20 protein-coding genes are annotated in these 20,210 nt (G+C 72.7%); 14 read left to right on the top strand and 6 right to left on the bottom strand.

What is annotated here, in order from left to right:
- The first annotated feature begins 3 nt into the window (after window positions 1-3).
- The 9 genes from IEZ31_RS43070 to IEZ31_RS43035 are packed head-to-tail and all read left to right on the top strand — an operon-like array spanning window position 4 to window position 7,115.
- Window positions 4-765 carry a DeoR/GlpR family DNA-binding transcription regulator gene (locus IEZ31_RS43070; protein ID WP_190255919.1) on the top strand — a complete coding sequence of 254 codons (762 nt, stop codon included), beginning with the start codon at window positions 4-6 and terminating at the stop codon, window positions 763-765.
- Window positions 762-1,715 carry a 1-phosphofructokinase gene (pfkB, locus tag IEZ31_RS43065; RefSeq protein WP_190255918.1) on the top strand — a complete coding sequence of 318 codons (954 nt, stop codon included), beginning with the start codon at window positions 762-764 and terminating at the stop codon, window positions 1,713-1,715. Before IEZ31_RS43070 ends, pfkB begins: the two co-directional genes overlap by 4 nt.
- A gap of 11 nt (window positions 1,716-1,726) precedes the next feature.
- Entirely contained in the window at window positions 1,727-2,869 is a 1,143-nt protein-coding gene (gene mtlA / locus IEZ31_RS43060; RefSeq protein ID WP_229836654.1) for a mannitol-specific PTS transporter subunit IIC, read from the top strand.
- A 6-nt stretch (window positions 2,870-2,875) separates the two neighbouring features.
- Window positions 2,876-3,184, top strand: a complete 309-nt coding sequence (locus IEZ31_RS57325) for a PTS sugar transporter subunit IIBC family protein (RefSeq protein ID WP_229836651.1) — start codon at window positions 2,876-2,878, stop codon at window positions 3,182-3,184.
- Entirely contained in the window at window positions 3,177-3,611 is a 435-nt protein-coding gene (locus IEZ31_RS43055) for a PTS mannitol transporter subunit IIA (protein WP_190255917.1), read from the top strand. Before IEZ31_RS57325 ends, IEZ31_RS43055 begins: the two co-directional genes overlap by 8 nt.
- Complete coding sequence (locus IEZ31_RS43050; RefSeq protein ID WP_190255916.1) at window positions 3,608-4,648, top strand: zinc-dependent dehydrogenase; 1,041 nt, start codon at window positions 3,608-3,610, stop codon at window positions 4,646-4,648. Before IEZ31_RS43055 ends, IEZ31_RS43050 begins: the two co-directional genes overlap by 4 nt.
- 10 nt (window positions 4,649-4,658) lie before the next feature.
- Window positions 4,659-4,931 (top strand): HPr family phosphocarrier protein, encoded by a 273-nt coding sequence (locus IEZ31_RS43045; RefSeq protein ID WP_190255915.1) that lies wholly within the window; start codon window positions 4,659-4,661, stop codon window positions 4,929-4,931.
- Entirely contained in the window at window positions 4,928-6,559 is a 1,632-nt protein-coding gene (gene ptsP, locus IEZ31_RS43040; RefSeq protein WP_190255914.1) for a phosphoenolpyruvate--protein phosphotransferase, read from the top strand. The genes IEZ31_RS43045 and ptsP overlap by 4 nt, the downstream gene beginning before the upstream one ends.
- Before the next feature lie 55 nt (window positions 6,560-6,614).
- Window positions 6,615-7,115, top strand: coding sequence for a DinB family protein (locus tag IEZ31_RS43035; RefSeq protein WP_229836649.1), 501 nt, complete (start codon window positions 6,615-6,617; stop codon window positions 7,113-7,115).
- A 60-nt stretch (window positions 7,116-7,175) separates the two neighbouring features.
- Here IEZ31_RS43035 and IEZ31_RS43030 read toward each other — a convergent pair whose 3' ends face one another.
- The 3 genes from IEZ31_RS43030 to IEZ31_RS43020 form a co-directional block, all read right to left on the bottom strand.
- Window positions 7,176-8,801 carry a serine/threonine-protein kinase gene (locus tag IEZ31_RS43030; RefSeq protein WP_190255913.1) on the bottom strand — a complete coding sequence of 542 codons (1,626 nt, stop codon included), beginning with the start codon at window positions 8,799-8,801 and terminating at the stop codon, window positions 7,176-7,178.
- Between the two features lie 39 nt (window positions 8,802-8,840).
- Complete coding sequence (locus IEZ31_RS43025; protein ID WP_190255912.1) at window positions 8,841-9,188, bottom strand: MmcQ/YjbR family DNA-binding protein; 348 nt, start codon at window positions 9,186-9,188, stop codon at window positions 8,841-8,843.
- 173 nt (window positions 9,189-9,361) lie between these two features.
- Window positions 9,362-12,286 (bottom strand): glycoside hydrolase family 48 protein, encoded by a 2,925-nt coding sequence (locus IEZ31_RS43020; protein ID WP_229836647.1) that lies wholly within the window; start codon window positions 12,284-12,286, stop codon window positions 9,362-9,364.
- Between the two features lie 356 nt (window positions 12,287-12,642).
- On the opposite strand from IEZ31_RS43020, the gene IEZ31_RS43015 reads away from it, so the two are divergent.
- Entirely contained in the window at window positions 12,643-13,083 is a 441-nt protein-coding gene (locus IEZ31_RS43015) for an SPW repeat protein (protein WP_190255910.1), read from the top strand.
- A gap of 107 nt (window positions 13,084-13,190) precedes the next feature.
- The gene (locus IEZ31_RS43010) at window positions 13,191-14,360 is read left to right on the top strand and encodes an acyltransferase family protein (RefSeq protein WP_190255909.1); all 1,170 of its coding nucleotides are present in this window, start codon (window positions 13,191-13,193) and stop codon (window positions 14,358-14,360) included.
- On the opposite strand, the gene IEZ31_RS43005 is transcribed toward IEZ31_RS43010, so the two are convergent.
- Window positions 14,333-14,848 carry a DinB family protein gene (locus IEZ31_RS43005; RefSeq protein ID WP_190255908.1) on the bottom strand — a complete coding sequence of 172 codons (516 nt, stop codon included), beginning with the start codon at window positions 14,846-14,848 and terminating at the stop codon, window positions 14,333-14,335. The two genes, IEZ31_RS43010 and IEZ31_RS43005, sit on opposite strands and share 28 nt — an antisense overlap.
- A 185-nt stretch (window positions 14,849-15,033) precedes the next feature.
- Here IEZ31_RS43005 and pgm point away from each other — a divergent pair, with 185 nt between their 5' ends.
- A complete protein-coding gene (pgm, locus tag IEZ31_RS43000; protein WP_190255907.1) occupies window positions 15,034-16,665 on the top strand; it encodes a phosphoglucomutase (alpha-D-glucose-1,6-bisphosphate-dependent) in 1,632 nt (543 codons plus the stop codon).
- A gap of 192 nt (window positions 16,666-16,857) precedes the next feature.
- Here pgm and IEZ31_RS42995 read toward each other — a convergent pair whose 3' ends face one another.
- Together IEZ31_RS42995 and IEZ31_RS42990 are read right to left on the bottom strand one after the other, a co-directional pair.
- Entirely contained in the window at window positions 16,858-17,490 is a 633-nt protein-coding gene (locus IEZ31_RS42995) for an adenylate kinase (RefSeq protein ID WP_229836645.1), read from the bottom strand.
- 149 nt (window positions 17,491-17,639) lie between these two features.
- On the bottom strand, window positions 17,640-18,014 hold the full coding sequence (locus IEZ31_RS42990) for an FKBP-type peptidyl-prolyl cis-trans isomerase (RefSeq protein ID WP_190255906.1): 375 nt from the start codon (window positions 18,012-18,014) through the stop codon (window positions 17,640-17,642).
- A gap of 112 nt (window positions 18,015-18,126) precedes the next feature.
- Between IEZ31_RS42990 and IEZ31_RS42985 the strand changes: the two genes are divergently transcribed.
- Together IEZ31_RS42985 and IEZ31_RS42980 are read left to right on the top strand one after the other, a co-directional pair.
- The gene (locus IEZ31_RS42985) at window positions 18,127-18,687 is read left to right on the top strand and encodes a hypothetical protein (RefSeq protein ID WP_190255905.1); all 561 of its coding nucleotides are present in this window, start codon (window positions 18,127-18,129) and stop codon (window positions 18,685-18,687) included.
- Window positions 18,688-18,717: 30 nt separating this feature from the next.
- A partial coding sequence (locus tag IEZ31_RS42980) for an MFS transporter (protein ID WP_190255904.1) occupies window positions 18,718-20,210 on the top strand: 1,493 nt, incomplete at its 3' end.

The raw sequence follows: 20,210 nt of genomic DNA, 5'->3' as shown, positions 1-20,210 counted from the left end.
ACCATGTACGCCGAAGAGCGGCAGCAGGAGATCCTCCGCATCGCCCGGTCCCAGGGCCGGGTCGAGGTGGCGGGCCTGGCGGACGAGCTCAACGTCACGACGGAGACGATCCGCCGCGACCTGACCATGCTGGAGCGGGCCGGCGTGCTGCGCCGCGTGCACGGCGGGGCGATCCCGGTCGAGCGGATCGGGTTCGAGCCCGCCCTCGCGGCCCGCGACGCGGTGCTCATCGAGGAGAAGGAGCGCATCGCCAAGCTGGCGTTGAGCGAGGTGCCGGAGGAAGGCGCGATCATCCTCGACGCCGGCACGACCACCGCCCGGCTGGCCCAGCTCCTGCCGTCCGACCGGGAGCTGACCGTCGTGGTCAACTCCCCGGTCATCGCCACCACCCTCGGCACCCGCGCCAACCTCAACGTCCTGCTCCTGGGCGGGCGGGTGCGGGGCAAGACCCTGGCCACCGTCGACGACTGGTCGCTGCGGCCCCTGGCCGACCTCTACGTCGACGTGGCGTTCCTCGGCACCAACGGCATCTCGGTCGAGCGCGGGCTGACCACGCCCGACCCGGCCGAGGCGGCGGTCAAGCGGGCGATGATCCGCGCCGCGCGCCGCACCGTCCTGGTCGCCGACCACACCAAGCTCGGCAACGACTACCTGGCCCGGTTCGGCGACCTCGCCGACCTGGACCTGTTCGTCACCGACAGCCGTGCCGACGCCGACCTGGTCGGCGACCTGGAGACGGCCGGCGTGCGGGTCGTCCGGGCATGATCGTCACCGTCACACTCAACCCGAGCCTCGACCGCGCGGTCGAGATCGGCGCGCTGACCCGCGGCGAGGTCATCCGGGCCACCACGGCCCACCTCGACCCGGGTGGCAAGGGCGTCAACGTGTCCCGCGCCCTGCTGGCCAACGGCGTGCCGTCGGTGGCCGTGCTGCCCTGCGGCGGCGACGAGGGCAACCAGCTCGTCCGGCTGCTCAAGGCCGAGGGCGTGGAGGTCCTCGCCGTGCCGATCGCGGGCCGGACCCGGTCGAACATCACGCTCGCCGAGCCGGACGGGACGGTCACCAAGGTCAACGAGCCCGGCCCGGCCATGGCCGGCGCCGAGTTCGACGCGGTGACCGGGCAGGTGCTCGCCCGGGCCGGCAGCGCGGACTGGGTCGTGCTGTGCGGCAGCGTCCCGCCCGGGCTGCCGGCCGACGCCTACGCCCAGCTGTGCCGGCGCCTGCGGGACGCCGGCCTGCGGGTCGCCGTCGACACCAGCGGCCCCGGGCTGCGAGCGGCCGCCCAGGCCGGGGCGACGCTGCTCAAGCCCAACCGCGACGAGCTGGCGGAGGTGGTCGGCGCCCCGCTGGCCGACCTCGGCGACGTGGTCGCCGCCGCCCAGCGACTGCGGTCCTGGGGCGCCGGCACCGTCGTGGCCAGCCTCGGCGCCGACGGCGCGGTGCTGGTCGACGCCGACGGCGTCGTCACCGGCAGCTGCCCGGTGGCCCGGCCCCGCAGCACGGTCGGCGCCGGCGACGCGCTCCTCGCCGGGTTCCTCGCCGCGGGCGCCCGGGGTGCGGCCGCCCTCGCCGAGGGCCTGGCCTGGGGCGCCGCCGCGGTGAGCCTGCCCGGCAGCCGGATGCCCGGCCCCGCCGACCTGATCCGCCACAACGTCACCATCCACCCCCACCCGGACGAGCTCCGCCCCCTGCTCAGCTCCGGACCTTCTTCCTGAAGGAGACACCCGTGTCGACCTACACCCCAGAGGTGACCGGAACCGGATTCCGGGCCTCCGTGCAACGCGTCGGCGGCCACCTCGCCGCGATGGTCATGCCGAACATCGGCGCGTTCATCGCGTGGGGCCTCATCACGGCCCTGTTCATCCCCACCGGCTGGCTGCCCAACGCGAAGATCGCCGAGCTCGTCGGCCCGATGATCTCGGTGCTGCTGCCCGTCCTCATCGGCTACACCGGCGGCCGCCTCGTGCACGGCCAGCGCGGTGCGGTGGTCGGCGCGGTCGCGACCATGGGCATCGTCGTCGGTGCCGACGTGCCGATGTTCCTCGGCGCGATGCTCATCGGCCCGCTCACCGCCTACGTGCTCAAGCTGTGGGACGGCCTGGTCGAGAACCGCATCCGCCCCGGCTTCGAGATGCTCGTCGACAACTTCAGCGCCGGCATCATCGGCGGCGCGATGGCGATCGGCGGCATGTACGGCATCGGCCCGATCGTCGAGTGGCTCACCAAGCAGGCCGGCAAGGGCGCCGACTGGCTCGTCGGCCACGACCTGCTGCCGCTGACCTCGGTCGTCGTCGAGCCGGCCAAGGTACTGTTCCTGAACAACGCCATCAACCACGGCGTGTTCGGCCCGCTCGGCGTCGCCGAGGCCGCCGACAAGGGCAAGTCCATCCTGTTCATGATCGAGTCGAACCCCGGGCCCGGCCTCGGCCTGCTGCTCGCGTTCTTCCTCTTCGGCCCGCGCTCGCTGCGCCCCAGCGTCCCGGCCGCGATCATCGTGCAGTTCCTCGGCGGCATCCACGAGATCTACTTCCCGTACGTGCTGATGAAGCCGAAGCTGATCCTCGCCATGATCGCCGGTGGCGCCGCGGGCGTCGGCACCTTCATGGTCACCGGCGCCGGCCTGGTCGCCACCCCGTCGCCGGGCAGCATCTTCGCCTACATGGCGGTCACCCCCAAGGGCGGCTACTTCGGCGTGATCCTCGGCATCGTCATCGCCGCCGCGGTCACCTTCGCGGTCGCGTCGCTGCTGCTGGGCTTCGGCCGCGGCGAGCCGGCCGAGGACGACGCGATCGGGCCGGACGAGCAGACCGTCGTGAACCCCGACGAGCAGGCCAACATCAACGCAAAGCTGACCCGACAGGAGGCGTGACCCGCCATGCCCACCATCAACGGCGCCGAGATCAAGAAAGTCGTCGTCGCGTGCGACGCCGGCATGGGCAGCAGCGTGATGCTCGCCAGCACGCTCAAGCGGCAGCTGTCCAAGAACGCGGTGGTCGTCGAGCACACCCCGGTCAACCAGATCCCGGCCGACGCCGACGTGGTGATCTGCCACAAGGGCCTGGCCGCCCGCGCCCGGGTGAGTGCCCCCGACAAGGTCATCGTGCCGATCCAGGTGTTCATCGGCGATCCGGCCGTCACCAAGGTCGTCAACGCCGTGCAGCGTGGTGGTGAGCTGAGTGGCTGACCTGCTCGGCCGCGACGCGGTCCGGCTCGGCGAGCGGGCCGGATCGCGGGACGACGCGATCCGCCGGTGCGGGGACGTGCTGGTCGAGATCGGCGCGGTCGACCCGGTGTACGTGGACGCGATGCTTGCCCGTGAGCAGAGCATCTCCACGTACATCGGGGAGGGCGTCGCGATCCCGCACGGCACGCTGAACAGCAAGGAGTCGGTGAAGCGCGACGCCCTCGCGGTGCTGTCCTTCCCCGACGGCGTCGACTGGGACGGCAACGACGTGCGCGTCTGCGTCGCCATCGCGGCGGCCGGCGACGGGCACGTCGACATCCTGGCGCAGCTCGCGACCGTCCTCATGGACCCCGACGCGGCCGCCCGGCTGCGCTCGTCCACGTCGGTCGACGAAGTCATCGAGATTCTGACAGAGGACACACAGTGAAAGTCGTGCGATTCCACGCTCCCGGCGACGTCCGCATCGAGGACGCGCCGGAGCCCGCGCCGGGCGCCGGCGACGTGAAGATCCGCGTCCGGGCGTGCTCGACGTGCGGTACCGACGTGAAGATCTTCCGCTTCGGGCACCACCACATCGTGCCGCCGCGCGTGATGGGACACGAGATCGCGGGCGAGGTCGTGGCGGTCGGCGACGACGTCACCGGCTGGCAGCCGGGCGACCGGGTGCAGGTCATCGCGGCCATCCCGTGCGGCACCTGCGGCGAGTGCCGGCGCGGCCGGATGACGGTCTGCCCCAACCAGGTGTCGATGGGCTACCACTTCGACGGCGGCTTCGCGGAGTACATGATCGTGCCCCCGAACGTGCTCGCCGTCGACGGCCTCAACCGCATCCCCGACGGGCTCAGCTTCGCCGAGGCCTCGGTCGCCGAGCCGCTCGCCTGCGTGCTCAACGGCCAGGAGCTCGCCGGGGTCGGCGCCGGCGACGACGTGGTGGTCATGGGCTCCGGCCCGATCGGCTGCCTGCACGTGCGGCTGGCCCGGGCCCGCGGCGCCGCCCGCGTGTTCCTGGTCGACCTCAACCGCGAGCGGCTCGACCTGGCCGCCGGCCTGGTCCGCCCCGACGCCGCCGTCTGCGGCGGCGAGACGGACGTCGTCGACGCCGTCCTCAAGCTGACCGAGGGCCGCGGCGCCGACGTGGTCATCACCGCCGCGGCCGCGGGCGCCGCCCAGGAGCAGGCCGTGCAGATGACCGCCCGGCAGGGCCGGATCAGCTTCTTCGGCGGCCTGCCGAAGGACAACCCGGTCATCGCGCTCGACTCCAACCTCGTGCACTACCGCGAGCTCACGATCGTCGGCGCCAACGGCTCCAGCCCGCAGCACAACAAGGAGGCGCTGCGGCTCATCGCCGACGGCTCGGTCCCCGTCGCCGACCTCATCACCCACCGCCTGCCGCTCGACCGCGCCCTCGACGCCTTCGGCATCGTGGCCCGCGGGGAAGCGATCAAGGTGACCATCGAACCGTAGGGAGGTCACGTTGCCGACCAGGACAGTCGCCGTCGGATCCGCCAGCGGGCTGCACGCCCGCCCAGCGAAGCTGTTCGTCGAGGCGGCGGCGAAGCAGCCGGTCGCGGTCACCATCCGCACCGGCGACAAGAAGCCGGTGCCGGCCAAGAGCATCCTCGGCGTGCTCTCGCTCGGCGCCAAGCAGGGCACCGAGGTCACCATCGAGGCGGCCGACGGCGACGGCGCGCAGGCGGCGCTGGACGACCTGGCGTCGCTGCTCGCCCGGGACCTGGACGCGGAATGATGTCGGACGTGAAGGGGATCGGCGTCAGTCCGGGCGCCGCGGCGGGGCCGGTCCACCGGCTGGCCCCGCCGCCGGCGCTGCCTGCTCCCGCGTTTCGCGGGGCTTCGCTCGAACGATCGGCGTTCGTGTCGGCGGTCGCCTCGGTCTCCGGCGACCTGAACCGCCGCGCGGACGCCGCTCGCGACGAGGTGGCGGCCGAGGTACTGCGGGCGCAGGTCCTCATGGTCGAGGACGAGACCCTGCTGGAGGCGGTCACCGACCTCATCGACGGCGGCGCGGACGCCCCGCACGCCGTCGCCGAGGCCCTCGCCGTGCACCGGGCGGCGTTCGAGGCCGCCGGCGGGTACCTCGCCGAGCGGGTCAGCGACCTCGACGACCTGCGCGACCGGCTGGTCGCCGCCTGCCTGGGCCTGCCGATGCCGGGCCTGCCCGACCCCGGCCACCCGTACGTGCTCATCGCGCGCGACCTGGCCCCGGCCGACACCGCCGGGCTGGACCCGGCGCAGGTGCTGGGCCTGCTGACGGCGGAGGGCGGCCCGACCAGCCACACCGCCATCCTGGCCCGGACGCTGGGCATCCCGGCGGTGGTCCGCTGCGCCGGCATCCTGTCGGTCCCGGACGGCACGCTCGTCTCCCTCGACGGCGCCTCCGGCCTGGTATCGGTTGACGTTTCTGCCTCCGATGCGACCGCCGTCAATGCGGGGGAGCAGGCCCGGCGTGCCCGCGCCGCCGCCTCCACCGGCCCCGGCCGGACCGCCGACGGGCACCCGGTGGCGCTGCTGGCCAACATCGGCTCGGCCCGGGACCTGACGGCCGGCGTCGAGGGCGTGGGCCTGTTCCGGACCGAGCTGCTGTACCTCGACCGCACCGACCCGCCGTCGCTCGACGAGCAGGTCGCGGCCTATCGGGACGTGTTCGCCGCGCTGCCCGGCCGCAAGGTTGTGGTCCGGACGCTGGACGCGGGCGCCGACAAGCCGCTGCCGTTCCTGCGGATGGCCGGCGAGCCCAACCCGGCCCTGGGCGTGCGCGGCCTGCGGGTCGCCCGCCGCAACCCGGACGTGCTCACGACCCAGCTGACCGCGATCGCCACCGCGGCCGCGGCGGCGTCGGCCGAGGTGTGGGTCATGGCCCCGATGGTGGCCACGGCCGCGGAGGCGTCGTCGTTCGCCGCCGCGTGCCGCTCCGCCGGCCTGCCGACGGCGGGCGTGATGATCGAGGTCCCGGCCGCGGCGCTGCGCGCGCCGTCGATCCTGCGCGGCGTGGACTTCCTCAGCCTGGGGACGAACGACCTCAGCCAGTACACCTTCGCCGCCGACCGCATGTGCGGCGACCTGGCCGAGCTCCTCGACCACTGGCAACCGGCACTGATCGCGCTCATCGCCGCGTGCGCGTCGGCGGGCGCGGAGGCTGGCAAGCCGGTCGGGGTGTGCGGCGAGTCCGCGGCGGATCCGGCCTTCGCACTGGTACTGGCCGGGCTCGGCATCAGCAGCCTGTCCATGGCCCCGAGAAGCATCCCGGCGGTGCGCGAGGCGCTGGCGGCGCACACGCTGGACGAGTGCCGCACGATCGCCAAGGCGGCGCTGGCGGCCGACACCCCCGAGGCCGCCCGGGCGGCCGCCCCGGCCTGACGCACCTCGCTCGACGCCCCGGGTTCTGTCGTACCCGGGGCGTAGGGTGCTGGGCGTGGTGAGGGTGGAGCCGTTGACCGGCAACGAGAAGGACGTTCTGCACGACAGCCTGCGCCGGCACCGCGACGCGGTCCGCTGGAAGGTGGAGGGCGTCGCCGACGAGACGCTGCGCCGCCCGATGACCCCCTCGGGCACCAACCTCATCGGCCTGGTGAAGCACCTGGCGTCGGTGGAGTCGCTGTGGTTCTGCGACGCGTTCGGCCGCCCGGGCGAGACGCTGCCGTTCGACGAGGCCGACCCGGACGCCGACATGCGCGCCGCCCCGGGCGAGCGCACGGAGGACATCCTCGCGTATTACGCCCGGACCTGCGCCGCCGCCGACGCGACCATCGAGGAGCTGCCCCTGGAGCAGCTCGGCCGCTCCTGGCGCGGGGTCGAGGTCAACTTACGCTGGGTCCTCGTGCACATGGTCGAGGAGACCGCCCGCCACGCCGGCCACATGGACATCCTGCGGGAGCTGGCGGACGGCGCCACGGGCTCCCACCGCATGCCCTGACAGTGGGGATGTAGGTGAGTCCCGCGGCGGCCGGTCCGCGCGCCGGGCATCGTGCCGTCCTCACAGCGCGGCGAAGGTGCCGGCGATCGTGTCGAAGCGGGACCGGCTGGCCGGGAAGTCGGCCTCGCCCGCCGTCCACGAGAGGAGGTGCCCCGTCGCCGACCGCACCTGCTCGGTGTGCCAGCGCCGGCCCGCCGCGTCGTAGCTGAACTCGCGACCGCCGTCGGCCGGGGCGGCCGTGACGGTGAGGCGGACGGCGCCGGAGGGAGCGACGAAGCAGACCGAGGCCGCGTCGGTGCTGCGCAGCCAGTCAGCCGGCAGCGCCACCCGGAACCCCTGCGGGTCGGTGTGCAGGACGGAGCCGTCGGGCTCCGGCCCGCCGACGATCGGGGTCGCCCCGGTGGCCGGCAGCGACGGGGCCGAGGCGGGGTCCGCGCAGCCCGCGGGGGCCCCGGTCGAGGAGGAGGTCGAGGACGAGGACGGCAGCGACAGCAGGACCGCCGCCGCGGCCCCGCCCAGCAGCGCGGCGGCGCCAGCGGCGAGCAGCCCGCGCGCCCGTGTGGTGGCGGTCCGGGCGTCCGGTGCGCGGTCCGGGCGCTGGGCCGGCGAGCCGGCGGGGCGGTCGGCCGGGAAGCCGGGGCGGCCGATCCACGTGCGGAGGCGGCGCAGTGGCGAGCGGCCGCGGACCAGGGCCGGCCGGCCGACGAACGACGCCGCCCCGGAGGCCGGCTCCGCAACGGCGGCAGGAGGCGGAAGCGACGGCGACGCGGCCGGCGACGGTGCCGCGTCGGCGGACAGCACCGAGGTGAGCAGCAACCGGGTGCGGGTGGCCGTCAAGCGCTCGCCTGGGTCCCGGCGCAGCAGGCCCTCGATCACCGGCTCCAGCGGGCCCGCCAGCCGCACGGGGTCGACCGGCGACGACGTCAGGGCGCCCAGCACCGATGTCGTCGTCGGGCGGGAGAACGGTGGGCGTCCCTCGACGGCGTAGTACAGCATCGCGCCGAACGACCACAGGTCGCCGTGGGCCGTGGACAGGCCGTCGCGGAACCGTTCCGGGGCCACATACGCCGGCGACGCCACCAGCGGGCCCGCCGAGAGCGGCAGCGCGTCGAAGACCGCGATGCCGAAGTCGCCCAGCAGCACCCGGCCGTCGTCGGTGAGCAGGACGTTGGCCGGCTTCACGTCGCGGTGCAGGACGCCCGCGCGGTGCGCCGCCGCGAGGCCGTCCAGGACGGACAGGGCCATCCGGGCCGCCTCGGGCGGGGGCAGCGGGCCCCGTGCGCGGACGGCGGCCTCCAGGGAGCGGCACGTGAGGTACTCCATGATGATCCACGGCCGCCCGTCGCCGAACAGGACGTCGTAGACGCGCACCACGTTCGGGTGGGCCAGCCGGGCCGCCGCCCTCGCCTCCTGCAGGGTCCGGGTCCACAGGTCCTCGGGCAGGCCCGGCACCGGCAGGATCTCCTTCACGGCCACCGGGCGGTCGAGCAGCTCGTCCGTCGCCGCCCACACGCGGCTCATGCCGCCGGAACCGATCACGCGCGAGAGCCGGTACCGCCCGGCGATCGTGTCAGCCATGTCAGTGCTTCGGCGCGGGCTCCCGGCCGGATTGGTGCACGGCGGCGGCTCGACCACCGCCCGGTCCTCGGCCTGTGCGAGGTCCTCGGCGTCCTCCTGCCACGTCATACCCGGGCCACGCACAGCCACCGCACGGTAGCGTGGCGACTACGCCGGGCGATCCCTTTTCGGCAGCTTCGAGACGACCCACCGATACGACTCGTCGACCGCCTCGGCGATCTCGTCGTCGGGGATCGCACCGCCGTACCGCAGCGTGTTCCACCCGGACCGCCCGATGTAGGGCGTCACGGCCGCGTCGTCGGGGTAGCGGTGCAGCCACTCGTCGGCCGCCTCCCGGCTCGGCGCACACTTGACCCCGACGGCGGTGGACTCGGGACCCCCGACGAACGCGAAGATCTTCGCGCCGACCTTGACGACGACGTCCCCTTCCCACGGCTGGTCCTCCCAGGCCCCGGGCTTGGCCAGACAGTGCGCGAGCAGCTCATCCCTGGTCACGACGTCACACGCTACCGCCCTGCGGCGGCCGCGCGCGGCCGACCACGACCGGGCGCTCGCCGCCGGGCGCGCCGCCGTGGAACTCGGCCGGCCCGACCTGGCCGGCCGGGCCCGCCCGGTCGCGGCCGCCGCCCCGGCCGGAACCGGGGCGGCGGTGGTGCGGATCAGCTAGTTCACGAGCCGATCAGGAGGCCGTAGTCGGCCATCGCCATGGCGATGTCGGACTGGGCCCAGAAGCGGTGGAACGTGAACGTCGGGGCCGGGCCGGTGCCGTTCAGGTACGCCTGAACCGCCGGCCAGGCCGGGTCGCTCTTGTAGAAGGAACGGATGTCCAGGAACGACTTGCCGGGGGCGATCACGTCGCCGTTGGGCATGGTGCCGCTGTAGCCCGACGGGATGAAGAGGCCCTGCTGGTTGCTCGAGGACCACACGTCGTCGAAGCGGTTGTAGTCGGCCCGGGTCTCCGGGATGCCGACGCCCTTCGAGTCGGTGTGCAGCCAGATGCCGTCGAGGAGCTTCTTCGCCGTCGTCTTGGCCGCCGCGTTGTTGGCCTTGGCGCCGTAGAAGGTCAGCAGCCGCGCGTACGCGGCGGCCACGCCCACGTCGGTGCCGGAGCTCACGACCGACACGTGCAGGTTGGTGTTGGCCTGCGGGCTGGACGGGTTCCAGGTGTTCGGCGCGCCGGTCCACGACAGGGTGTCGGGGATCTTGAAGTCGCCGTTCGCCGTGAACGTGGTGTTCGCGATCGCCCACGAGACCCACTTGTCCAGCATCGCCTTGGCCTTGGCGTCGCCGGTCGCGTAGTAGTACTCCGCGACCCGCTCGACCGACCACGCCTGGAAGCCGAACCACTGGTTCGACGCCGGGTCGTGGTACACCGGCTGGTAGTCGTAGAACATGCCGTAGAAGGTCGGCGTCCCGGCCGGCGGGGCCGAGTAGTTGCCGCCCCAGCTGTTCGTCGCGCCGCCCGCGAAGGCGCCCTCCGACGACTGCAGCCACTGGTAGAACTCGAGCTGCCGGCCCAGGCTGGTCTGCCAGTCCGCCTTCGCCGACGGCGAACGCGGCGCGAGCGCCGACACGTTGGCCAGGGCCCAGGCCGCGAGCGGGTTCTGGTAGCCCTGGTGGTTGTGGCTGGAGCCGATGCGGAAGGCCCACTGGCCGCCCATGTCGCCGCCCCACGCGTAGTACCAGCTCATCAGGTACGCCGCGGAGTCCTTGCCGGTGCCGGCCGCGCAGGAGGTCGAGGTGCAACCCGGCTTCTTGAAGTACTTGTCGTACATCCCGTAGCGCAGGTAGTCACCCATCTTGGCGGCCTTGGCGACGGTCGCCGTCACGTCGGCCGCCTTGCCCTGCTCGGTCGCCCACTGCAGCGCCCAGTAGGCCGCCTGCACCGCGCGGGCGTCGGCGTCCGGGGCGTTGGTGTAGCGCCACTGCTTCGCCGGCGTGCCGGAGATGAACAGCGGCAGGTAGCCGGCGCCCGACTGGCCGTACGTGAAGTTCTCGCAGGACGGGTGGGCGACGGTCTCCCACACCGACTCCTGCGGGCCGCGCTGGTAGGTGTTGATGTACGACACCTTCGAGCCGGCCACCGGGGTGCACGAGCTGAAGCCGTAGACGTTGTCCACGTCCTCGAGCCAGTGCATGCCGTAGATGTCGGCGTTGCCGTACGTCGAGACGAGCTCGTTGTACAGCGGGTCGACGCCGACCTTCACGTTCGGGTCCAGCTTGCCGCCCTGCGACGGGTACAGGCTCGGCTGGTCGGCCTCCGGCGCGTAGTCGGCCGGGTCGTTCGGGTTGTAGCCACCGGTGGTCTGGTTGGCGTGGGTCGGGATGATGTACTTCTCCATCGTTTCCCAGGCCTTGTTGAACGGGGCCCAGTCCTGCTTCACCCGGCCGTAGTTGGCCTCCAGCCAGATCCAGTAGCTGAACGCCTCCGACGTCGTCTCGTGCCCGTGGTCGGGCGCCTCGACGACGAGGGTCTCGATCGCGTGGTACGGCACGCCCTCCGGCGAGAAGTAGCCGGAGCTGTGCAGCTTCTGGTACTGCTCCAGGAACCGCTGCACGTAGGTGCCGCCGGCCACGTCGTCGTCAGACTCGTTGGCCGGCACCGAGGCCGACGTCCAGCCGGACGCCGTGAGGTTGATCGTCGCGGCGCCGTTGACGCTGTCCGCGTCCTGGGCGGCGGAGACGGTGACCGTCTGCGCGGTGTTCCAGTTGGCGGTGGTGAACGTCAGCGACGTGGGCGAGACCGTGATGTCGGTGTCGCCGGTGCGGGCGACGGCCACCGTCACGTTCGAGGTCGGCGCCTGGTTGAGCTTCACCGACAGCGGCGTCGAGCCGCCCTCGGGGACGGTCAGCGGCGAGGGCGTGGCGAGGATCGCCGGGCCGGTCGGGGCGTCCACGAACACCGGCACGGCGGTGGACGTGGTGACCGCGCCCTTGCTGTCGTAGGCCTTCGCCTGGAGGCTGTAGGCCGCCGACTGGGCCGGCACGCCCGTCCACGTGTAGGTGTACGGGGAGCTCGTGTCGGTGCCCAGCAGCAGGCCGTCGTGGTAGAACTCGACCTTGGCGATCGAGTCGCCCGCGTCCGGGTCGCTGGCGGTGGCGGTGATCGGGATCGACGCCGGGGCCGTGTAGCGGGTGTTCGCCGCCGGCGCGGTGATGCTCACCGTCGGCGAGGTGTTCGGCCCGGTGCACGCGACGCCGTTGAGGGCGAACGCGGTCGGCGACACGTTGGTGCCGCTGTACCCGGCGTTGAAGCCGGGGTTGACCGTGCCGCCCGACGGCAGGCTGCCGTTCCAGGGCGCGTTGCGAATCGTGACCTGATTGCCACTCTGGGTGAAGTCGCCGTTCCAGCTCTGCTGCAGCTGCTGGTTACCGGCGAACGTCCAGGTGACGTTCCAGCTCGACAGCGCGTCGCCCAGGTTCTTGACGACCAGGTCGCCGGTGAAGCCGTTCTGCCACTGGCTGCGCACGGTGTAGGTCACCTGGCAGCCGGTCGCCGCGTGGGCGGTGCCGGCCGGGAGTGCGACCAGCGCTCCGGCGACCAGGATGCCGGCGGCGAGGCCACGCCATCGGCGTCTCGTGGGGGTGCTCACGGAATACAGCTCCTCGTGAAAGTTTCGAACCGGGTGTGGGGCGTGCGGCAGTGTCAATGGCTTGGTACGCAAGGCCATTGCTGCCAGTGCCTCGTCGGCTCCCAGACGCGAGGTGGCGACGATTCTGGCATGGGAGCGCTCCCGGGACAAGAAGGCTCGTCGATGGCTATGGTCACCGCACCCGTCGACCCCTGGAGGTGATGCCGACCCGTTCTCGCGGCTCCCACGCGAACCTCGGGTGCGGCGGCCGGCGTCTGCAGCGCCGCCGTCGCGCCCTCCAAGCAGTAGCCAAAATCGGGTTAGTTCCGAAAAAATCCGGTTAGATGCCCGTAATCCGGAAGGAAAGGGGGGTCGTCATGGTCCGACCCGTCACTGACCTCGAAGGGCACCCGGACATCGTCGAACTGCGCGAGCGGTACGACCGGGCGTCATCGATGCCCACGGGGTACATCGCCGAGGGGCTGTTGCTGCTCACCGGGGTCTACCTGGCCATCTCACCCTGGGTGGTCGGCTTCCACGGCACGCAGCCCAATCTCGCGGTGAACAACCTCATCTGCGGGATCGCTGTAGCTTTCCTGGCTCTCGCGTTCGCCACCGCGTACGGCCGCACCCACGGCCTCGCGTTTGTTCCGGTGGTGCTCGGGGTGTGGACGTTCATCGCGCCATGGGTCATCGCCGGCGCCTACGCCACCGGTGGTTCCATCGCGAACAACATCGTGGTCGGGGTCATCATGTTCGCGCTCGGGCTGGTGATGCTGCGCCTGCCCGGCACGGCGACCGGACGAGTCCGCAGGTGAGTTCGCTGTGGCCGGCGGTGAGCCGCCGGCCACGGCCGGTTTCACATCGCAGGTGAAAACCCGCGCCCGGACGTGCGGCGTCCGGCTGGGTTCGCTAGACAACGAGGGTGGACCGCAACAGCCGGCTTCCGGCGCTCACCGGGTTGCGCTGGGCGGCCGCCGTGGTCGTATTCGGCCAGCACCTGCTGGAGCGGTACTTCGATCCGCACCTGCAGGCGCCACAGCAGCTCCGTTCGGTGCTGTGGGCCGTACTCGTCAACGGCGGCGCGCTCGGCGTGTCGTTCTTCTTCGTCCTGTCCGGGTTCGTGCTGACCTGGTCGACGCGGCCCGGCGAGGGCGCCGGCGCGTTCTGGTGGCGGCGCATCACCAAGATCTACCCGGCCACGCTCGTCACCACGCTCGCCGCGGTGGCCATCGTGGGCATGGCCGGCCCGCTGCAGCTGGCGACCCATCTCACGCTGACCCACAGCTGGCTGCCACGTGCCGACGTGTACGGCGCGCTCAACCCGGTCAGCTGGTCGCTGTCGGTCGAGGCGTTCTTCTACCTCTGCTTCCCGCTGCTGCTGCCGCTGCTGCGCCGGCTGCGCACGCCCGCGCTGTGGGGCGTGGCCGTGCTCATGGTCGAGTTCGTCGCCGCGGTCGCCGTCGACCTGATCCCGTTCGGCCACGACACCGCGCTCTTCGTGGCCTACCTGCTGCCCCCGGTGCGGATGGCCGAGTTCACGCTCGGCATCGTGATCGCGCTGCTGGTGCGCCGCGGCACCTGGCGCGGCCCGGGCCTGGGCTGGTCGTTCGCGCTGCTGCTGCCCGCCTACGCCGGGAACCTGTTCCTGCCCTACCCGGCCAACCAGCAGGCCCTGACGCTGATCCCGGTGGCCTTCGTCATCGCCGCGGCCGCGCGGGCCGACCTGCGGGGTGAGCGTTCGCTGTGGTCGCGCCCGCTCATGGTGTACCTCGGGCAGCTGTCCTTCGGCTTCTACCTCGTGCACTACCTGGTCTTCGTGGCGTTCGAGCGGTTCGGCCTGCTGCCGCAACCGGTCGGCCCGGCCGCGGCGGCGCTCGCGACCGCCTCGGTGTTCTCGTTCAGCCTCATCGCCGCCATGGGCGTCTACCACTGGGTCGAGCTGCCCGCGCTGGAGCTGCTGCGCCGGCGCCGCCCGGGCCGGCACCGCGCCGGTTCGATGGTCATCCCGCCGCAGCGGGCCCTCGTGGCCGGGCCGGACGGCGCGCCGATCTCGCCGGCGCCGGCTCAGCCGGTCTCGCCGTCGATGCGCTGACGCAGCAGGTCGGCATGGCCGTTGTGCCGCGCGTACTCCTGGATGAGGTGCAGGTACATCGCCCGCAGCGACATCGGCCCGCGCAGCACGTCCTCGAAGGCGTCGTCGAGGGCGGCCGTCGCGGCCACCGCCCGCGAGTCCTCCCACTGGGCGAGCAGCCGGGCGTGGTCCTGCTCGGCGGCGGCCGGGTCCAGCTCGTCGAACGCCGCGTCCTTGGCGTCGGCGCGGCGGTAGTGGAACGCGACCGTCTCGCCGCGGAACCGCTGGTGGAACCACTCCAGCTCGACGTCGGTGACGTGCCGCAGCAGCCCGAGCAGCGACAGCGTCGACGGCGGCGTGGAGCGCTGCGCCAGCTCCGCGCCGGTGAGGCCGGTGCACTTGCCGACGAGCACGGCGCGCTGCCAGTCGAGGAACCCTTCGAGCAGGGTCCGCTCGTCGGCGACGAGCGAACCGCCGAACGGCGGCGGGGGAGGAGCGATCCAGGTCATGTGTCCTCCGCTTCGCTCCGGCGGCCTGACCTTCAGGCTGTGCCCATGATGACCGGCCCCTCCGCTGCGCTCCGGACCGGTCATGCCCCGATCATGGCAGTGCTACGGCGGCCCGGAGAGCCCGGGGCCGGACCGATGTACCCGTCCTGTCGCCGGGCGGTGCCGGGCATGGCAACGTAAGCGGTATGTCCGTCCATCCCCGCGCGGGACAGCCCGCGCAGCGCGCCGACCTCGTCGACGTGCCGCGGCTCGTCACCAGCTACTTCGCCGAGCACCCCGACCCGTCCGACCCGGCCCAGCAGGTCGCCTTCGGCACGTCCGGCCACCGCGGATCGAGCCTGCGCCGGTCGTTCAACGAGGACCACATCGTCGCCGTCAGCCAGGCGATCTGCGAGTACCGCGAACGCCAGGGGTACCGCGGACCCCTCTTCGTCGGCAAGGACACCCACGCGCTGTCGGAGCCGGCGACCGCCAGCGCCCTCGAGGTGTTCGCCGCCAACGGGGTGACGGTCCTGATCGACAGCCGGGACGGGTACACGCCCACGCCCGCCGTCTCGCACGCGATCCTCACCCACCGCGACCGGGGCGCGGACGGCGTCGTCGTCACCCCGTCACACAACCCGCCGGAGGACGGCGGCTTCAAGTACAACCCGCCGCACGGCGGCCCGGCCGACACCGACGTGACGAAGTGGATCCAGGACCGGGCCAACGCGCTGCTCGCCGACGGCCTGCGCGGCGTCCGGCGGATCCCGCTCGCCAAGGCCCTGGCGGCGGACACGACCGAGCGGTTCGACTTCCTGGGCGCGTACGTCGGCGACCTGCCGTCCGTGATCGACGTCGACGCGATCCGCGCCGCCGGCGTGCGCATCGGCGCCGACCCGCTCGGCGGCGCGAGCGTCGCATACTGGGCGGAGATCGCCGACCGGCACAAGCTCGACCTCACCGTGGTCAACCCCGTGGTCGACCCGACGTTCGGGTTCATGACGCTCGACTGGGACGGCAAGATCCGGATGGACTGCTCGTCGCCGAACGCGATGGCCTCGCTCATCGGCCGCCGGGCCGACTTCCAGGTCGCCACCGGCAACGACGCCGACGCCGACCGCCACGGCATCGTCACCCCCGACGCCGGGCTGATGAACCCCAACCACTTCCTGGCCGTCGCGATCGAGTACCTGTACAGCCGCCGCGACGGCTGGCCCGCTCGGGCCGCGATCGGCAAGACCCTGGTCTCGTCCTCGATGATCGACCGGGTGGCGTCCGACCTGGGCCGGCAACTGGTCGAGGTGCCGGTCGGCTTCAAGTGGTTCGTGCCGGGCCTGCTCGACGGCTCGTTCGGCTTCGGCGGCGAGGAGAGCGCGGGCGCGTCGTTCCTGCGCCGCGACGGGTCGGTGTGGACGACCGACAAGGACGGCATCCTGCTCTGCCTGCTCGCCTCGGAGATCATCGCGACCACGGGCCGCTCGCCGTCGGAGCACTACGCCGGCCTGACGGCCCGGCACGGCGCTCCGGCCTACGCGCGGATCGACGTCGCCGCGACCCGGGAGGAGAAGGCGGTGCTGGGCAAGCTGTCGCCGTCCCAGGTGTCGGCGACGACCCTGGCGGGGGAGGAGATCACCGCGAAGCTCACCTCGGCCCCGGGCAACGGCGCGGCGATCGGCGGGCTGAAGGTGGTCACGGCGTCGGGCTGGTTCGCGGCGCGCCCGTCGGGCACGGAGGACGTCTACAAGGTCTACGCGGAGTCCTTCAAGGGCCCGGACCACCTGGCGAGAATCCAGGAGGAGGCCCGCTCGGTCGTCTCAGCCGCCCTGTCCGCGTAGCCCCGCGCCCCTCGCCGGCGCGCCCCGTCGTCGCGTCGATCTTGCACTTGTGGTGCCTCGACACTCCCACGATGTCCGGGTTTGTCAGGCACCACAAGTGCAAGATCGACGGCTGGGACGGGTGCGGGCGCCCGGCCGGGTGCGCACGCGAACGGCCCGGCGTTTGCTGCGCCGGGCCGTGTCGGAGGGTGCTCAGGCGACCGCGCGGTCGCGGGGGGCCGGCGCGGCGGGGCGCTTGAAGGCGCGCTGCAGCTGCACCACGATCGACCAGGTCACCTCGGCGACCGGGCGGGCGCCGTTGACCTGGATGAGCAGCTCGCGCTGCGCGTAATAGTCGAGGAGGGGACGGGTCTTCTCGTCGTACACCTTGATGCGGTGCCGGATCACGTCCTCCGTGTCGTCGGCGCCGCGGGCCCGGGCCAGCATCCGGCGGATCAGCTCGTCCTCGGGCACGTCGAGGTGCACCGCGATCTGCACGCCGACGCCCAGGGAGCCGGCGGTGCGATACGCCGCCTCGGCCTGCTCGACCGTGCGCGGGAAGCCGTCGAGGACGTAGCCGCCGGTCTCGCTCGCCTTGAGGACCGGCTTGCGGAGCATGTCCATGATGATCGCGTCGGGGACCAGCTCACCCTTGTTGACGTACGTCTCGACGGTCCTGCCGATGGTCGTGCCGTCCGCGATGTGGCGGCGCAGCAGGTCGCCGCTCGAGATATGGGTGATGCCGAACTGTTTGGCGATGAGGTCCGCCTGGGTGCCCTTGCCCGCACCGGGTGCGCCGACCATCAGGATTCGCTTCGCTCGCGGAGCCGCCGACTGCATCGCCATTCGCACACCCCTTCGTATGCCCGCCCATCGGCCACCCGCCGATGGTCCAGCATCGCATCCGGATGTCGCACGAAGGCTGAACGCCGCCTGTGAATTTCCACATTCCCGGTGGGGGCATGTGAGCGCCCCCACCGGGAATATCGGTCGAATCAGTTCGTGCCGAGCAGGTCGACGACGAAGACGAGCGTCTCACCCGGCTTGATCGCGCCGCCCGCGCCGCGGTCGCCGTAGCCCAGGTGCGGCGGGATGACGAGCTTGCGGCGGCCGCCGACCTTCATGCCGGCCACACCCCGGTCCCAGCCGGCGATGACCTGGCCTCGGCCGAGGCCGAACTCGAACGTGCCCCCGCGGTTCCACGACGCGTCGAACTCCTTGCCGTTCGACAGCGACACCCCCACGTAGTGCACGCTCACCTGCTGGCCGGGGCGGGCCTCCGGGCCGTCGCCGACGGTGATGTCCTCGACGACCAGGTCGGCCGGCGGCGGGCCGTCGGGAAGGGTCACTTCGGGCTTGCTGAGCGCCATGCGCTTGACTCCTCGGCGGATTCGTGACAAACGGTCACCACCCATCCTGCCTTATGCGACCTACTGATCTGGTCGGGGCCTGTCGGCTCCTGACCCGCATTACGCTCGGCGCATGCACCCGGTACGCGTGGCGTTCTGGCTGGTGATCTCGGCGATGTCCCTCACCGCGGCCCAGGCCACCGTGGCCGCCTGGCTGCTGGTGCGCTTCGACGCGCGGTACGCGGCCGGCGCCCCGTGGACCCTCGACGAGAACCTGCAGCTCCGCGAGGTCGAGGACCGCCTGGCCGGGGTGCTGGTGCTGTTCGCCGGGCTGAGCCTCATGCTGGCCGGGGTGGCCACCGCGGTGCCGCGCCGCTCGCCGCACACCCGGCTGGTCGTCGGCGTCGCGTTGCTGCTGGTCGCCGACGCGCTGCTGCTGGGCGTGGTCTTCAGCCCCGACTCGGCCCTGCTCGCCGACAGCGAGGCGCAGGAGGCGCACCTGCAGACGATGCTGCCCCTGTGGTACAGCGGGATCCAGGCCACGGTCTTCTGCGGGGTGATCATCGTTTCGGTGCTCGCGGTGCTGCGGCTCGGGCGGGAGGCCGCCGCCGAGTACTACCAGTGGCACGACCCGGCCGCCAGCTGGCACGGCTTCACCTCCTGGCTCGACGTGGCCCGCGGCCGCACCGTGTAGAGACGGGACGCGCGGCTCCGACCAGGGGGCATGAAGAAGAACTGGATCGGTCTCGGGGTGCTCGCCCTGCCCACCCTGCTCGTGTCGCTCGACGTGTTCGTCCTGCTGCTCGCCATGCCGCGGCTGAGCGCCGACCTGCACGCCAGCAGCACCGAGCAGCTGTGGATCCTCGACGTCTACGGCTTCCTGCTGTCCGGCTTCATGATCACGATGGGTACCCTCGGCGACCGGATCGGCCGGCGCCGCCTGCTGCTCATCGGCGCCGCCGCGTTCGGCGCCGCCTCGGTCGTGGCCGCGTACAGCACCAGCCCGGAGATGCTCATCGCCGCCCGCGCCGTCCTCGGCATCGCCGGCGCCACCCTCGCCCCGTCCACCCTGGCTCTGATCAGCACGATGTTCCCGGACCCGCGCCAGCGGGCCCTGGCCATCGGCGTGTGGATGCTGTGCTTCATGGGCGGCGCGATCATCGGCCCGCTCGCCGGCGGCCTCCTGCTCGCGCACTTCTGGTGGGGCTCGGCGTTCCTGCTCGGCGTGCCGGCCATGGCGCTGCTGCTCGTCGCCGGCCCGCTGCTGCTGCCGGAGCATCGCGACCCGGGCGCCGGCCGGCTCGACCTGCCCAGCGTCGCGCTGTCGCTGGCCGCGATCCTGCCCGCGGTGTACGGCCTGAAGGAGCTCGCCCGCGGCCTCGCGCCGGTCCCGGCGCTGGCCCTGCTGGCCGGCCTGGCCGTCGGCGTGGTGTTCGTCCGCCGCCAGCGCACCCTCCCGCTCCCGCTGCTGGACCTGCGCCTCTTCGCCTCGGTACCGTTCCGGACCGCGGTCGGCGGCATGTTCCTCGGCACCCTGCTGACCGGCGCGATGATGGTCTTCATCACCCAGCACCTGCAGCTGGTCAAGGGCCTGTCCCCGGCCGCCGCGGGCCTGTGGACGATGCCGGCGGTGATCGTGACCGGGCTGAGCTTCCAGCTGTCCCCGCTGGTGGCCCGCCGCGTCCACCGCGGTCGCCTGATCGGCGGCGGCCTCCTGGTCTCGGTGGTGGGCCTCCTGCTGGTCACCCAGGCCCCGGCCGACGGCAGCCCGCTGCGGGTCGCGCTGGCCTTCGCCGTGATCAACCTGGGCATGGGCCCGCTGGTCACCCTGGCGACCGACATCATCGTGGGCTCGGCCCCGGTCGAACGCGCGGGCGCGGCTGCGTCGCTGAACGAGACCTCCGGGGAGTTCGGCTACGCCCTGGGCATCGCGGCGCTGGGCTCGCTGGGCACGGCGGTGTACCGCGCCACGATCGACCTGCCTCCCGCCCTCCCGCCGTCGGCCGCGACGGATGCCCGCGACACGGTGACGGCGGCGACCTCGGCGGCGTCGACGCTGCCCCCGGCGGTGGGGGAGGCGCTGCTGCACGCGGCCCGCGTGGCGTCGACGACGGGGATGCACGTGGTGGCGGCGGTGGCCGCGGCGGTGCTGCTGGGGCTGGCGCTGCTGATCCTGCGCACGCTGCGCCACCTGGGCCCGCTGCCGGCCGCGCCGGA

Source organism: Dactylosporangium sucinum, assembly GCF_014647515.1.
In the GTDB taxonomy this organism is placed as follows: Bacteria; Actinomycetota; Actinomycetes; order Mycobacteriales; family Micromonosporaceae; genus Dactylosporangium; species Dactylosporangium sucinum.
Note: the sequence above shows the minus strand (reverse complement) of the source record. Positions and strands in the feature narration are given on the sequence as shown.